Raw genomic sequence first — 14758 nt, 5'->3', positions numbered from 1 at the left:
ATGAGAGGCCCCCCTCATGTGTGGGATTGGGGGTCCGTGAGCTGCCCCGTGGGGCCGGGTGCTTCGGGACTCGGCCTCTCTGACCTGCTGTTCAGGTGCGAAGCTCAGGCCGCCACACCTGGTGCGCGTGGATCCCGCCGTCTTCGAGGAGGCGGCGCAACAGCGGAAGACTGAGTCCGATGACACTCGACGGGTCGCCGTCGATCCGGTCGATGAACCACCCGCCGAGCGATTCGATGGTGAAGGCGCCCGCGCACTCGAGGGGCTCGCCCGTGCGGAGGTACACGTCGAGGTCGGCGTCCGACGGGGCGCCGAAGTGGACGGTGGTGTCGGAGGTGTCGGTCTCTCGCCCGGTGACGACGAGGGGTCCGTCCCCGGTGAGGTCGGCGAGCACGACGGCGTGTCCGGTGATGAGGACCCCGTGACGCCCGCGCATCTTCTGCCACCGCGCCATCGCCCGTTCGTAGGTGTGTGGCTTGCCCTCGAGTCGGCCGTCGACCAGGAGCATCGAATCGCAGCCCACGACGACGAGGGTGTCGGCGCCGGACGCCCGGGCCTCGTCCGCGAGCGCCTCCCCCTCACGGTCGAGGACGTCCTGCGCCTTGGCCCGGGCCAGTTCCTCCACCACACGTACGTGCGGGGTCCCCTCGGGGAGAGCGGCCTGGAGCGCGTCCTCGTCGACCCGAGGGTGGCGGATGAGCGGGTCGACGCCGGCCTGCTGGAGGATCCGCAGGCGGGACGGGGAGGCGGAGGCGAGGACGACTCTGATCATGGGCCCAGCGTAGCCACGGCCCCGGAGTGTGGGCGGTGGTGAGGAGGCGCAGATACCGCAGCCGCCCCCGTCGATGCACTCGTGCCGGCGCTCCGGTGCGCGCGGGCGTGCAGGGCCAGGGGCGGCTGTGTGGTGGCGCCAGGGTGGGTCGGACTCAGTACTGCCGGCGGTTGAGGAACGACGTCGGGTTGTACCCGAACGGCGGCCGCAGTCGCTCCTCGTAGGAACCCCAGTCGTCCTTGATGCCCGTGGGGAACTCCCCCTCGTGGACGGCGTTGCCCTGCGCGGTCGCCAGGACGGCGGACAGGATGCCGACCTCGACCGCGGTGGGGTTGCCGCGCACGACCTCGAAGAACGGGGCGGCGGGCTTCTTCTCCGCGGTCACAGCGGGATGTTCCCGTGCTTCTTGGCGGGAACCTCGACGACCTTACGGTCGAGGAGGCGGAGTGCCTGGGCCACCTGCAGGCGGGTGTGCGACGGCGGGATCACGGCGTCGACATACCCGCGTTCGGCGGCGACGTACGGGTTGACGAGGGTGTCCTCGTACTCGGCCTGGAGCTTCAGGCGCAGCGCGTCGACGTCCTCGCCGTTGGCCGCGGCCTGCTTGAGCTGGTCACGGTAGACGAACCCCACGGCCCCCGACGCGCCCATCACGGCGATCTCGGCCGTCGGCCACGCCAGGTTGATGTCCGCGCCCATGTGCTTGGAGCCCATGACGTCGTAGGCCCCGCCGTAGGCCTTGCGGGTGATCACCGTGACCTTGCCGACGGTGGCCTCACCGTAGGCGTACAGCAGCTTGGCCCCGCGGCGGATGATCCCGTCGAACTCCTGCCCGGTTCCCGGGAGGAAGCCGGGGACGTCGACGAGGGTGAGGATGGGGATGTTGAAGGCGTCGCACGTGCGGACGAAGCGCGCGGCCTTCTCGGACGCCTTGATGTCCAGGCAGCCGGCGAACTGGGTGGGCTGGTTGGCCACCACGCCGACGCTGCGGCCCTCGACCCGGCCGAAGCCCACGATCACGTTCATGGCGAACTGCGCCTGGGTCTCGAGGAACTCGCCGTCGTCGACGATGTGCGAGATGACCTCGTGCATGTCGTACGGGCTGTTGGAGGAGTCCGGGATGATCGTGTCCAGCTCGTGGTCCTCCAGGGTGAGGTTGTCCTCGATCGCTCCCTCGGTCGGCGGGACCGGGAACCGGGGGGCCTCGGCACGATTGTTGCTGGGGAGGTAGGACAGCAGGTCCTTGACGTAGTCGAGGGCGTCCTGCTCGTCGCTCGCGGTGTAATGGGAGACACCGGACTTGGTCATGTGGGTGGTGGCACCCCCCAGTTCCTCCTGGGTGACCTCTTCCCCGGTGACCGTCTTGATGACGTCCGGGCCGGTGACGAACATCTGCGAGGTCTTGTCGACCATCACGGTGAAGTCGGTGAGGGCGGGGGAGTAGACATGCCCGCCGGCGGAGGGGCCCATGATCAGGGACACCTGGGGGATCACCCCGGACGCCTGGACGTTGCGGTGGAAGATCTCGCCGTAGAGACCGAGGGAGACCACACCCTCCTGGATGCGGGCACCGGCGCCGTGGTTGATGCCGATCATCGGGCGTCCGGTCTTGAGCGCCAGGTCCATGACCTTGACGATCTTCTCGCCGTAGACCTCTCCGAGCGAGCCGCCGAAGACGGTGGCGTCCTGCGAGAACACGCAGACGCTGCGGCCGTCGATGGTGCCGTAACCGGTGATGACACCGTCCCCCAGCGGCCGACGCTCGGCCAGGCCGAAGGTCGTGGCGCGGTGGCGGGCGAGGGCGTCGATCTCGACGAACGAACCCGGGTCGAGAAGGTTCTCGATCCTCTCGCGGGCCGTCATCAGGCCCTTGTCGTGCATCTTGTCGATCGCGGCCTGTCCCATCGGGGCGCGGGCTTCGTCGAGGCGCCGACGCAGTTCGGACAGTTTCCCGGCGGTCGTGTGGATGTCGGGCGTCGCAGCGTCGGTCGGGACGTCGTCACTCACGTCCGGTTCTGAGGCAGTCGTCATGTTGTAAGACTCTAACGACTCGGCCGGATGCGTGACGACGTGACCCGGCATACTGCCCCGCACCGGCGCCGCCGTCGGGCGGGGTTCGGACCTACTCTGGTCCTCGTGCACGCAGACACCCGACCCGGATCCCCGCGCCCACTCGACGCCGACGCCCTGCGGCGTGCGCTGGTCGGGACGCCGGACGCGCCCTACACCTCGCTCGAGGTGCTCGAGGAGACCGGGTCCACCAACGCCGAGTCGATCGAGCGGGCGGTCCAGGGTGCCCCGGACCGCAGTGTGCTCCTGGCCGAGTACCAGGCCGCTGGTCGGGGGCGACTCGGACGGACGTGGACGGCGCCGCCGCGGACGCAGGTGGCGCTCAGCGTCCTGCTGCGTCCCGGCGCGGTCTCCCCCGCCCTGTTCGGCTGGCTTCCACTGGTCACGGGGTTGGCGGTCCGCGATGGTCTGCTGGCCGCGGGCGGGGTGGACGCCACCCTGAAATGGCCGAACGACGTCCTCGTCGACGGGTGCAAGATCGCGGGGATCCTCTCGGAGATGACGACCGTGCCCACGGAGGGAGACTTCAACCTGCGGCTCCCGGCGCTGGTGGTCGGTCTGGGGATCAACGTGACGCTCACCCGGGAACAGCTGCCCATCCCGCACGCCACCTCGCTCGCCCTCGCGGGTGGCACCACCGACCGCGACGCCGTCGCGCGGGCGGTCCTCGAGGCCCTGGCACGCCGGCACGAACAGTGGCGCGGATGCGAGAGGGGGAGCGGATCGTCCATCTCGGATGAGCTCCTGGCCGAGTACTCGGGCGCCTGCTCGACGCTCGGAGCAGAGGTCCGCGTCCTGCTTCCGGGGGACGTCGTCCGGACCGGTCGGGCCGATCGTGTCGACAGGGAAGGCCGCCTCGTCGTCGTCACCCCGGAGGGAGAGGTGGCCGTGGCCGCCGGGGACGTCACCCACGTCCGCCCCGCCGACGACCGGTGGGGCGGCTGACCCGTGGGGTTCGTCCGTTCGGTTCTCGCGCCGGGGGAGACGCTGATCGTCCACAGTCACCCGCACTGGCGGGCGCTCGTGCGTCCCGGGTTGGTGACGGTGATCGGCGCCGGTCTCGCCGGGATCGCCGGGGGCTTCATCGAGACGCAGGTCGTCCACGCCGGCGACCGCGCCGCCACCTGGGCGATGGTCGCCGGGGTCTACCTCCTCGTGGTCCTGCGTTTCGGCCTGTGGCCCGCGCTGCGGTGGGCGCGCACCGATCTGGTGGTGACCGACGAGCGGGTGCTCTACCGGCCGGCGGGGTCGACCCGACGGTGTGTCGACGTGCCACTGCGTCGGATCAGTGCGGTGCGGTTCCGGCACACGCTCACCGACCGGGCTCTGGGCACGGGGTGCCTCATCCTCGAGTGCGGGCACCTGCCGCCGGTGGAGATCGACCACGTCCCCGGTGTGGCGGGCGTCCACGCCGCGGTCTACGACGAACTGCTCCGGCTGCCTCCCGTCCCCCCGCCCGGGCCGTCCGTCGCCCCGCCGCGCTTCCGCTGGGGCCTGCCGGGGCGTCGGTGACCCGGCGCCCGCACGTGAGAACATGGACCCCGTGAACGACGACTCGCGCATCCGCCGCAATCCACTCGGTTCGCCCGTCGTGGCGATGATCGGGGGTGGACAGCTCGCCCGCATGACACACCAGTCGGCGGTGGCGCTCGGCCAGACCCTCCGCGTGCTCGCCGCCGACCCGCAGGACCCGGCGGCACAGGTCACGCCCGACGTCGTCATCGGCGCCCACGACGACCCCGACGCGGTCCGCGGTGTCGCGGCCGGCGCCGACGTGATGACCTTCGACCACGGACACGTCCCCCCGGAGATCCTGGTGGAGCTCGAGTCCGCCGGGGTCGCGGTCCGGCCCCGGGCCTCGGCGCTCATCCACGCCCAGGACAAGCTGGTCATGCGACGGGCGCTCGCCGAGATCGGCGCACCCGTCCCGCCGTTCACGGCCGTGGACTCGGTCGAGGACGTGCGGCGCTTCCATGACGAGCAGCAGGGGCGGATCGTCCTCAAGTCCGCGCGCGGCGGCTACGACGGCCGTGGCGTGTGGATGCCGGAGTCGGTCGAGCAGGCCGAGCGGATCGCGCAGGAGCAGCTCGACGCCGGAGTGCCGATGATGGCCGAGGCGCGGGTGCCGTGGACCCGGGAGCTCTCCGCGCTCGTCGCCCGCTCGCCGTTCGGCCAGGGGGCGGTGTGGCCCGTCGTGGAGACGGTGCAGAGGGACGGCATCTGCGCTGTCGTGGTGGCACCCGCCACGGGATTGCCCGACGATCTCCGGTCCGCGGTCCAGGCCACCGCTCTACGCCTGGCGGAGCACCTCGACGTGACCGGGGTGATGGCGGTCGAGCTCTTCGAGGTCATCGGCGCCGACGGTCGCCCGGGAGTGCTGGTGAACGAACTGGCCATGCGCCCGCACAACTCCGGGCACTGGACCATGGACGGAGCCACCACCAGTCAGTTCGAGCAGCATCTGCGGGCCGTTCTCGACTATCCGCTCGGATCCACCGTCCCGACCGCCCCCGTGACCGTGATGGCCAACGTCCTCGGCGCGGCGGAGACGCCCGCGATGAGCATGGACGAGCGGGTCCACCACCTCGGGGCCAGGTTCCCCCACGCCAAGGTCCACCTCTACGGCAAGTCCGAGCGGCCGGGACGCAAGATCGGACACGTCAACGTGCTCGCCGACCCCGGTATCGACCCGGATGACCCCGACCAGGTGGCCACGGTGCGCGCGGTGGCCGAACACGCCGCCCACTGGCTCTCCCACGGGGAATGGGCTGACGGCTGGGACCCCCACACGGGGCCGCCGGTCGGGGACTTCGACCGCTGACCCCATCTCTCCTCGGCATCTCTACTCGACGAAAAGGCATCGCAATGACCACACCCTCCGGTGGACCGCAGGTCGGTCTGATCATGGGCAGCGACTCGGACTGGCCCACGATGGAGGCCGCCGCGGAAGCGTTGGCCGAGTTCGGGATCCCCTTCGAGGTGGGGGTGGTCTCGGCGCACCGGACCCCGCAGAAGATGCTGGACTACGCCCGCTCGGCGGCGGGGCGGGGCATCCGGGTGGTGATCGCGGGCGCCGGGGGTGCGGCGCACCTGCCCGGAATGGTCGCCTCCGCCACTCCGCTGCCGGTCATCGGTGTGCCGGTGCCCCTGAAGCACCTCGACGGGATGGACTCGCTGCTGTCCATAGTGCAGATGCCGGCCGGGGTGCCCGTGGCCACCGTGTCGATAGGCGGTGCGCGCAACGCCGGGCTCCTGGCGGTCCGGATCCTCGCCGCCTCCGACGCGGAGCTCCGGTCGCGGATGGAGCACTTCCAGGCCGATCTGGAGGCGATGGTCGAGCGCAAGGACGCCGCGCTCCGCCAGAGGCTGCTCGGCTGAGTCCGGGAGCCTGCTCGGCTGAGCCCCCGCCGCCCGGGCAAGGGGGCGGTGTCCGACTGGTAACTTGGGTGGTCGGGCGCGGCACGTCAGACCCCGCGGCGAGAACGACGGAGAAGGCGCGCCGTCGGGATCGCCGGGAGGGCCCCCGGACGGTGTCCGCCGCGCGATCAATACCGACGATTCCCTCTTGGAGGACCGCAGATGTCCGGTAACCCCGACTTCGACCTGTATCAGCCCGCGGAGGAGCACGAGGAGCTCCGCGCCGCGATCCGCGCGCTCTCGGAGAAGGAGATCGAGCCGCACGCCGCGGACGTCGACGAGAACGAGCGGTTCCCGCAGGAGGCGCTCGACGCCCTCAACGCCTCGGGGTTCAACGCCGTCCACGTGCCGGAGGAGTACGGCGGACAGGGCGCGGACTCCGTCGCCGCCTGCATCGTCATCGAAGAGGTCGCGCGCGTGTGCGGTTCCTCGTCGCTGATCCCCGCCGTCAACAAGCTCGGCACCATGGGCCTGATCCTCGCCGGGAACGAGGACCTCAAGCAGAAGGTCCTGCCCGGGATCGCCGAGGGCGCCATGGCCTCCTACGCGCTGTCCGAGCGCGAGGCGGGGTCCGACGCCGCCGCCATGCGCACGCGCGCCCGCCAGGACGGTGACGACTGGATCCTCAACGGCGGCAAGGCGTGGATCACCAACGGTGGCAAGTCCACCTGGTACACCGTCATGGCGGTCACGGACCCGGAGAAGGGCGCCGGCGGGATCTCCGCGTTCATGGTGCACGCGGACGACGAGGGCTTCGGTGTGTCCAAGACCGAGAAGAAGCTCGGGATCAAGGGCTCACCTACCGCGGAGCTGTACTTCGAGAACGTCCGGATCCCCGGTGACCGGATCATCGGCGAGCCGGGCACGGGATTCAAGACGGCGTTGCAGACGCTGGATCACACCCGCCCCACCATCGGTGCCCAGGCCGTGGGTCTGGCGCAGGGCGCCCTCGACGCGGCGATCGCCTACACCAAGGAACGCAAGCAGTTCGGCAAGGCGATCTCGGACTTCCAGAACACGCAGTTCATGCTTGCCGACATGGCGATGAAGGTCCAGGCCTCGCGCCTGATGGTGTACACCGCCGCCGCCAACGCCGAGCGCGGCAGTGCACCGGGCGGACAGAAACTGGGCTTTATGGCCGCGGCGTCCAAGACGTTCGCCTCGGATGTCGCGATGGAGGTCACCACCAACGCGGTGCAGCTCTTCGGTGGCGCCGGGTACACCCGTGACTTCCCGGTCGAGCGCATGATGCGCGATGCCAAGATCACCCAGATCTACGAGGGCACCAACCAGATCAACCGCATGGTCATGGCGCGGCAGCTGCTGGCCTGAGCTGGGCTGGCCTGAGCCGGGCGGGCCTGAGCACCGAACCCCGCCGATCCGCCGCTCGCGAGTTCGGATCCGCTACCCCTCGCAGGGAGCGGATCCGGCGCGTGGGTGGCGGATCTTCTCGTCCGGGGGGCGACCCGGTCAGAGGGTGAGAGTGGTCCGCTCCGTCGTGGCCACGTCGGCGACGCCCGGCGCATCCGCGTCTGAACCGGTGACGAGGACGGCGGAGCCGCCGGAGGCGAAGACCCGGGCGAGCACGGTGAGGGCGTCGTCTCGCTCGCGGCCGGCGACGAGCGCCCGGCCGGCCAGCGTCGGGTCCGCCAGGTCCTCCACCATCCGGCCGTCGAGCGCGAACTGCCCACGCCCGGAGGGGACGAACGCGTCCGGGTGTATCCGGCACGACTCGGCCAGGTCGATGACCCCCGGGGGGACGGCCACGCCCGCCGCGCCCAACGGCCGGCCCATCGGGTCGGTGGTCATGAGCAGTGTCTCGACGTCGGCGGGCTGGCGGTCCAGGCGGTCGGCGGTCGTGATCACCGCCACGGCGTCCTCGGCCGGCCCGGTCCGCACCTCGGCCCCGGCCCACCAGGCGCCGAGGAGGACCCCGGCGGTGAGCCAGTGGGCAGGCAGGTCGCACACCACCACGTCCCCGGGCGCCACGGCGACCTCGTCCCGCAGCAGACCGGCGATCTTGGCGGCCCAGTTGGCCGTGGAGACCACGGACAGCTCGATCCGCGACGGTGCCGCGAGGTCGTAGTGGGTGACCAGGGGCGCACCAGGGTCCGCCGCGAGTAGTGGCTGGAGCACGGTGTCTGCGGCGGTGGTCACGGGGCGTCCTCCGGCTGGTCGTTCGGGCGAGGTTCGGTCAACTCACACAGCGGCTAATTCACACAGCGGCTAATTCACACGGCGGTTAATTCACACAGGGAACGTCCGAGCCGCCGGCGTCGAAGGTCGGACGCTGTGCGATCGAGGGTGGCAGAGGTGCGTAGTCGGTGGTCTCGGGGGAGTAGGACTCGGTCGCGGTGGCATCCCCCGTGGGACCGCTGTAGTCCTCGGCCAGCACCACGCGGACCGCTCCGGGCGGCACCGCGGGATCCACCTGGACCGGCAGTCCGCCGAGTGCATCGGAGACCGCGAACGCGGCGGGGTCGTCAGCCGATCCCGCCGCGACGTGCGAGGTGTAGGCGGCGGCGGGATCGGTGAGCAGGTCCCCGACGCCGTACCCGAGTTCGGACAGTGAACCGGAGACCCGGGCGGCGAGCCCGTCGATCGCCGTCGTGTTGACCACCGACACCGTGAGGGCCGCGGGGTCGACGCCGGGCGTGCCGGTCGGGGTCTGGTCCTGGTCCTCTTCCGCGTCATCGGCACTGGCGAATCCGCCGACGAACTCGGCGACCTGGTCGGGGTCGACGGTGACGATGGACTCGCCCCACTCGGTGAAGGAGTCGATACTGGTCACCGGAATGGTCTCGAAACGGACGTTACCGCCGCTGATGTCCTGCAGTTTCATCGCGAAGTCGACGAAGTCCCAGTTCTCGTCGATGACGAACGAGCGTCGGGCCGCGTCGACGAGCGCTCCGAGCTTCGTCGGGTCGGCGAGGGTGCCCGCGGACAGGGTCTTCTTGACCAGCTGGGACATGAACGCCTGCTGGCGGACGATCCGGTCGAGGTCGCCTGCGGGCAGGTCGTGCCGCTGCCGCACGAAGCTCAGGGCGTCGGAGCCGGACACCGTCTGGACCCCGGCCCGGAAGTTCGCCCCGGAGAGCGGTTCGTCGACGTCCTCGTTCAGGCACACCGGGACGCCGCCGACGGCATCGGTGAGCAGCACGAATCCCAGCAGGCCTATCTCCGCGTAGTGGTCGGCCTGCACGCCGGTGAGATCCCGGATGGTGTTGATCAGCCCGTTGCGGCCGGCCTGGACGGCGTCCCGCTGGTCCTGCTCGGTGGGCGCGCCGTCGGGGGCCTCGGCCGCGGCGCGGTCCAGGTAGGTCTGCTTGTACCCGGCGTAGACCCCGTTGATCTTGCTGCCCCCGATCTCCCGGGTCTCCACGTAGACATCCCGCGGAATGGAGATGGCGGTCGCCGAGCTCCCGTCCTCCGGGATTCGGATGAGCAGGATGGTGTCGGTGTTCTCACCCTCGTCCTCGCCGGTCCGGATGGTCGCGAGCTCCTCCTGGCTCAGCGCGTTGCCCTGGGCGTCGGTCCGGTTGTCCGTGCCGACCAGGAGGATGTCGACGGCGCCGTCGAGCCCGCCGTCCCCCATCTCGAGGCCGCCCGCCGAGGACAGGTCGGAGCTCAGACCGTTGAACAGCGACCAGCCCACACCGGTGACTAGGAGGCAGAAGACGGAGACGAGGGCGGCGAGGGCGCGGGCGATCCGCGATCCCACCGGACGCGAGGGGGTCGCGTGGCGCCGGCCCCGCCCCGGGGCGGGTGCGCGCCGGGGCGTCGCTGGTACCTCGGCGCTCATCCACCGTCCTTGTCGTCGAATCGGGGGCCGCGCGAGGCCGCCGAAGATTCCCCCACGGTACCGCGCCGCGCGCCGGGCGTCGGAATCGGCGTGCGGCGTCGTAGGGTGTTGCGGGTGACGACCCGACTGCCCGTCGTGACGGTGACCTATTCGCCCGGCGACCATCTGAGCCGATTCGTCGAGACCCTGCCCGGGTCCACGACGCGGCCGGTGGCGCTGGTGATGGCGGACAACGGCTCCACCGACGGCGCGCCCGAGGCCGCGGCGGCCGCGCACGACTTCGCCGAGTTCCTCCCGACGGGAGGGAACCTGGGGTACGGGACCGCGATCAACCGCGCCGTGACCGAGATCTCCCGGCGACCGGCCGATTTCGACCAGGAGTTCGTGGTGGTCGTCAATCCGGACGTGTGGTTCGAGCCGGGATCGGTGGACGCGTTGCTGGACGCCGCCGAGCGGTGGCCCCGGGCGGCGGCGTTCGGCCCCATGATCGCCGAGACGGACGGGTCCGTGTATCCCTCGGCCCGCGCCGTGCCGAGCCTCGGCGCCGGGATCGGTCACGCGCTGCTGGGCCCGGTGTGGCCCGGCAACCCGTGGACCGCCCGCTATCTCGATGACGCCGACATGGATTCCGAGCGGACCGCAGGGTGGTTGTCCGGGTCGTGCCTGCTGCTGCGGCGTGAGGCGTTCGACGCGGTGGGAGGGTTCGACGAGCGCTACTTCATGTACCTGGAGGACGTGGACCTGGGGGACCGGCTGGGCCGCGCCGGCTGGCACAACGTCTACGTGCCGTCATCGGTGATCCACCACGACCAGGGCCACGCGGCCAGGACCGTGCCGGAGTTCACCCTCCGGGCGCATCACCGCAGCGCGTACCTGTTCCAGGCGGACAGGCATCCGCATGCCTGGCAGGCCCCGTTACGCTGGGCCCTCCGCGCGGGTCTGGCGCTACGGTGCCGACTCGCGATCCGATCCGCCCGACGTGGCCTTCGCTGACGCGGACGACGAGACCAACCACCGGCCCGGACGGGCCGCGCCAGCGCGCGGCCCGGGGGCCACGACACCGGGAGCAGGACAGTGACCTCGACGACCCCCACCGGCGCCGCGCCGCGCGATCCGATCACAGACACCGAGGCGGTGGTCCTGGTGGGCGGGAAGGGGACCCGCCTGCGCCCGCTGACGATCTCGGCGCCCAAGCCCATGCTGCCCACGGCCGGTGTGCCCTTCCTCACCCATCTGCTCTCGAGGATCCGGGCGGCGGGCATCCGGCGGGTGGTGTTGGGTACGTCGTTCAAAGCCGAGGTGTTCGAGGAGCATTTCGGTGACGGGTCCGATCTCGACCTGGAACTGACGTACGTGGTGGAGACCGAGCCGCTGGGGACGGGCGGCGGCATCCGCAACGTTCTGGACGAGCTCACCGCCTCGACGATCATGGTGTTCAACGGGGACGTGCTGGGCGGTACCGATCTCACCCGGATCCTCGACCTGCACCACGCCAGGAACGCCGACCTGACGATGCATTTGGTCCGGGTCTCCGATCCCCGGGCCTTCGGCTGTGTGCCGACCGGTGACGACGGCCGGGTCCTGGAGTTCCTGGAGAAGACGCAGGACCCGCCGACCGATCAGATCAACGCCGGCTGTTACGTCTTCCGGCGCGAGTTGATCGCGCAGATCCCCGAGGGCGTCCCCGTCTCGGTGGAGCGCGAGACCTTCCCGCAGCTGCTCGCCGAAGGCAAGCGGGTCTACGGTTTCGTGGACTCGGCGTACTGGCGGGACATGGGCACGCCCGAGGACTTCGTCCGCGGGTCCTCGGACCTCGTCCGCGGCATCGCGCCGTCGCCTGCACTCGAGAGTCATCACAGCGAGGCGCTCGTCCATGAGGGTGCGGGGGTCGGCGCCGGGGCGGTCCTCATCGGGGGGACCGTGGTCGGTCGCGGCGCCGAGATCGGGGCCGGAGCCCGGCTGGACGGCGCCGTGGTCTTCGACGGCGCCCGTATCGAGGCCGGGGCGACGGTCGAACGGTCGATCATCGGCTTCGGCGCGCGCATCGGGCACCGGGCGCTGATTCGCGACGGGGTGATCGGCGACGGCGCGGACATCGGTGCGCGTTGCGAGCTGCTGCGCGGGGCCCGGGTGTGGCCCGGGGTCGTGATCCCCGACGGCGGGATCCGCTACTCCACGGACATGTAGCTCCGCTACTCGACGGACAGGTAATCGTCCCCGGCCGGGCGCGGGGCCCGGGGTGCGACCGGATCGGCCGGGACTCCCACGGCCACCGCCCCGAGGGGTCGCCAGGACGCGGGCAGGGCGAGCTCGCGGCGGGTGGTGTCGGCGGCGAAGATGGTCGATCCCACCCAGCAGGATCCCAGTCCGCGTGCGGCGAGGGAGATCAGTAGCGACTGGACGGCAGCGCCACCGGCCACGGTGAACATGGTCTCCTCGCAGGCGTTGCGCCGTGGGTCCGGGTAGTCGTGGGCGCCGGCCGAGTCGTCGACGAACGGCACGATGAGCTCGGGGCAGGTGCGGAGGAGATCGCCGCGGGCGAGGCGGCGGGCCAGGATGTCGCCCGAGTGGCCGTCCGCCCGCAGGTCCGCCTCCCAGTCCGCGCGGAGTGCGTCGAGCAGCCGGTGACGCGCGGCGCCGGAGACGCGGACGAACCTCACGGGCGTGCTGTGGTGTGGGGCGGGCGCGGTGAGCGCGTCGGCCACCGCGTCGGCGAGCACCTCCGCGGGGACGGGCTCGTCGGAGAACCGCCGGACCGAGCGACGGCCGGGCACGGCCTCGCGACGGCCCTGTTCCCGACCCTGCGCCAGCGCCTCCGCGGTGCCCAGCCTGAACAGGTCCGATCCGCTGTCCCGGATGAGGTCGCGGGCCCGCCTCGGGGTATCGGTCCGGTCGTCGTCGTCATCCACCAGCAGGTGCCCCACCCCTCGCACCACCGCGACGGGACGGGCGCCCAGCTTCCCCTTGACCAGGTCGGCCGCCGCGGCGATCTCGTCGGCCACGGCGACGTCGGTGACGAACAGCTCGTTACCCTGCCGGTCCACGGCTCCGTCGTAGCCGACGGACACGCGCAGGCCGGCGGCACCGATCGCCACGTCGGTCTGGCCGGTGCGCCAGGCGCGGCCCATGGTGTCGGTCACCACCACTCCCACGCGCACTCCGGTCAGTCGGCGCAGGTCCCGGGCGAGGGCGGCGGCGGAGCCGTCGGGGTCCTCAGGGAGCAGGGCGAGCTCGCGGGACTCCACGTTGGAGCCGTCGACCCCGGCGGCGGCCTGGACGATGCCCAGTCGGTTCTCCGTGATCAGGGTCCGGTTGACCCGTGCCACCACCCGCACCGACTCCTCGTCGACGAGTCGGCGGCGCAGGGCGTCCCGCTCGTCGGGGTCGGTGGGCGCGGGCACGATCCGCCCCTCCGTCTTGGACAGCACCTTGGAGGTGAGCACCACGACGTCGCCGTCAATCAGACCGTTCGGGTCGTCGGTGAGCGCGCCGGCGAGGATCCGGGCGAGGTCGTCGCCCGGTCGGAACTCCGGTAGTCCGTCCGGTGCCCACAGTCGGATGTCGGACGGGGCGGCGTGCTCGCCCGCCCACCGCCGGATCTCGGGGACGGCGTCGTCGGTCATCGCCCCGCCCGCGCGGGGACCTCGAGTCCGGCCAGGTCGATGGCGGCGGCCACCATCCGAGCGGTGGCGTCCGGATCGGTCATGAGCAGCGGCGCCTCGCGGACGGCGATACCGTCCACCTCGCCGTCCCCGCCCCCGGCACCACCGGCCGGACCGTCGCCGGGGGCCACCAGCCACCCGTCGAGCAGCCCCGTACCGGACCGGGCCCCGAAGTGGCGGGCCACGGCAAGGGCGGAGGTCTCGACCCCGATCGCGGTGAGGCACGCGTCGGCCATCCCGCGCAGCACCGCGCCGCCGATCACGGGGCTGACCCCCACGACCGGCGCCGAGGTGGACCGCAGCGCGGCCCGGATCCCGGGGACGGCGAGGATCGCGCCGACGGAGACCACGGGGTTGGAGGGGGCGACGACGACGAGGTCGGCCTCCGCGATGGCCTCGAGGGTCTCCGGGGTGGGCCGGGCCGCGTCGGCGCCGATCTGCACGAACGCCGAGGCCGGCAGCTGCGCCCGGTGGCGGACCCACCACTCCTGGAAGTGGATCGCCCGCTCGCCGGATCCCTGCTCGTCGTCGGGACCGTCGGGGACCACGACGTGCGTCTCACAGCGGTCGTCGGTCACCGGCAGCAGCCGGACGCCGGGCGACCACCGGGTGCACAGCGCCTCGGTGATGTCGGTCAACCGGTATCCGGCACCCAGCATCTGCGTACGGACCAGGTGCGTGGCCAGGTCCTTGTCCCCGAGACCGAACCAGTCGGGCTGGACGCCGTAGGCGGCGAGTTCGTCGCGGCAGTTCCACGTCTCGCCCGCGTGACCCCACCCGCGGTCGGGATCGATGCCCCCGCCGAGGGTGTACATGCAGGTGTCGAGGTCGGGGCAGATCCGGACACCGTGCATCCACGCGTCGTCGCCGACGTTGACCACCGCGTCGAGGCGGTGTGTGGGATCTACTCCGGGCAGCGGGGTTCCCCCACCCGCGGGAGCAGGGTCCAGTCCGAGAAGGCGACGTGCGCCGAGCAGGAAACGGGCGCCACCGACGCCACCGGCCACTACACAGATCCTCACGTCGACCAAGAGT

14 protein-coding genes are annotated in these 14758 nt (G+C 71.6%); 7 read left to right on the top strand and 7 right to left on the bottom strand.

The window, feature by feature from the left end:
• Positions 1 to 91 precede the first annotated feature (91 nt).
• The 3 genes from CEY15_RS06960 to CEY15_RS06950 all read right to left on the bottom strand — a co-directional run bounded on the left by CEY15_RS06960 (position 92) and on the right by CEY15_RS06950 (position 2803).
• A complete protein-coding gene (locus CEY15_RS06960) occupies positions 92 to 772 on the bottom strand; it encodes a Maf family protein (protein ID WP_095717829.1) in 681 nt (226 codons plus the stop codon).
• Positions 773 to 926: 154 nt separating this feature from the next.
• On the bottom strand, positions 927 to 1157 hold the full coding sequence (locus CEY15_RS06955; protein WP_095717828.1) for an acyl-CoA carboxylase subunit epsilon: 231 nt from the start codon (positions 1155 to 1157) through the stop codon (positions 927 to 929).
• Positions 1154 to 2803, bottom strand: a complete 1650-nt coding sequence (locus tag CEY15_RS06950) for an acyl-CoA carboxylase subunit beta (protein ID WP_095717827.1) — start codon at positions 2801 to 2803, stop codon at positions 1154 to 1156. The genes CEY15_RS06955 and CEY15_RS06950 overlap by 4 nt, the downstream gene beginning before the upstream one ends.
• Before the next feature lie 105 nt (positions 2804 to 2908).
• Here CEY15_RS06950 and CEY15_RS06945 point away from each other — a divergent pair, with 105 nt between their 5' ends.
• The 5 genes from CEY15_RS06945 (at position 2909) to CEY15_RS06925 (ending at position 7591) form a co-directional block, all read left to right on the top strand.
• The gene (locus tag CEY15_RS06945) at positions 2909 to 3787 is read left to right on the top strand and encodes a biotin--[acetyl-CoA-carboxylase] ligase (RefSeq protein ID WP_095717826.1); all 879 of its coding nucleotides are present in this window, start codon (positions 2909 to 2911) and stop codon (positions 3785 to 3787) included.
• A 3-nt stretch (positions 3788 to 3790) separates the two neighbouring features.
• Positions 3791 to 4354 (top strand): PH domain-containing protein, encoded by a 564-nt coding sequence (locus CEY15_RS06940; protein ID WP_017836649.1) that lies wholly within the window; start codon positions 3791 to 3793, stop codon positions 4352 to 4354.
• Positions 4355 to 4376: 22 nt separating this feature from the next.
• Complete coding sequence (locus CEY15_RS06935; RefSeq protein ID WP_095717825.1) at positions 4377 to 5663, top strand: 5-(carboxyamino)imidazole ribonucleotide synthase; 1287 nt, start codon at positions 4377 to 4379, stop codon at positions 5661 to 5663.
• Between the two features lie 44 nt (positions 5664 to 5707).
• Complete coding sequence (gene purE, locus CEY15_RS06930; protein ID WP_017836647.1) at positions 5708 to 6220, top strand: 5-(carboxyamino)imidazole ribonucleotide mutase; 513 nt, start codon at positions 5708 to 5710, stop codon at positions 6218 to 6220.
• A gap of 201 nt (positions 6221 to 6421) precedes the next feature.
• Complete coding sequence (locus tag CEY15_RS06925) at positions 6422 to 7591, top strand: acyl-CoA dehydrogenase family protein (protein WP_095717824.1); 1170 nt, start codon at positions 6422 to 6424, stop codon at positions 7589 to 7591.
• 138 nt (positions 7592 to 7729) lie between these two features.
• Here CEY15_RS06925 and CEY15_RS06920 read toward each other — a convergent pair whose 3' ends face one another.
• Both CEY15_RS06920 and CEY15_RS06915 read right to left on the bottom strand, forming a co-directional pair.
• Entirely contained in the window at positions 7730 to 8416 is a 687-nt protein-coding gene (locus tag CEY15_RS06920) for a TIGR03089 family protein (RefSeq protein ID WP_095717823.1), read from the bottom strand.
• A gap of 85 nt (positions 8417 to 8501) precedes the next feature.
• A complete protein-coding gene (locus CEY15_RS06915) occupies positions 8502 to 10061 on the bottom strand; it encodes an LCP family protein (protein ID WP_245847353.1) in 1560 nt (519 codons plus the stop codon).
• Between the two features lie 114 nt (positions 10062 to 10175).
• Here CEY15_RS06915 and CEY15_RS06910 point away from each other — a divergent pair, with 114 nt between their 5' ends.
• Positions 10176 to 11054, top strand: coding sequence for a glycosyltransferase family 2 protein (locus CEY15_RS06910; RefSeq protein ID WP_017836643.1), 879 nt, complete (start codon positions 10176 to 10178; stop codon positions 11052 to 11054).
• Positions 11055 to 11135: 81 nt separating this feature from the next.
• The gene (locus tag CEY15_RS06905; RefSeq protein ID WP_176475039.1) at positions 11136 to 12248 is read left to right on the top strand and encodes a sugar phosphate nucleotidyltransferase; all 1113 of its coding nucleotides are present in this window, start codon (positions 11136 to 11138) and stop codon (positions 12246 to 12248) included.
• Positions 12249 to 12253: 5 nt separating this feature from the next.
• On the opposite strand, the gene CEY15_RS06900 is transcribed toward CEY15_RS06905, so the two are convergent.
• Together CEY15_RS06900 and cofD are read right to left on the bottom strand one after the other, a co-directional pair.
• Entirely contained in the window at positions 12254 to 13684 is a 1431-nt protein-coding gene (locus CEY15_RS06900; RefSeq protein WP_245847351.1) for a coenzyme F420-0:L-glutamate ligase, read from the bottom strand.
• Entirely contained in the window at positions 13681 to 14745 is a 1065-nt protein-coding gene (cofD, locus tag CEY15_RS06895; protein WP_095717922.1) for a 2-phospho-L-lactate transferase, read from the bottom strand. Before cofD ends, CEY15_RS06900 begins: the two co-directional genes overlap by 4 nt.
• Positions 14746 to 14758 lie beyond the last annotated feature (13 nt).

The organism is Dietzia natronolimnaea (assembly GCF_002289575.1).
Classification (GTDB): Bacteria; Actinomycetota; Actinomycetes; order Mycobacteriales; family Mycobacteriaceae; genus Dietzia; species Dietzia natronolimnaea_A.
The sequence above is the reverse complement of the archived record's forward strand: the minus strand, read 5'-3'. Positions and strand labels throughout refer to the sequence as shown.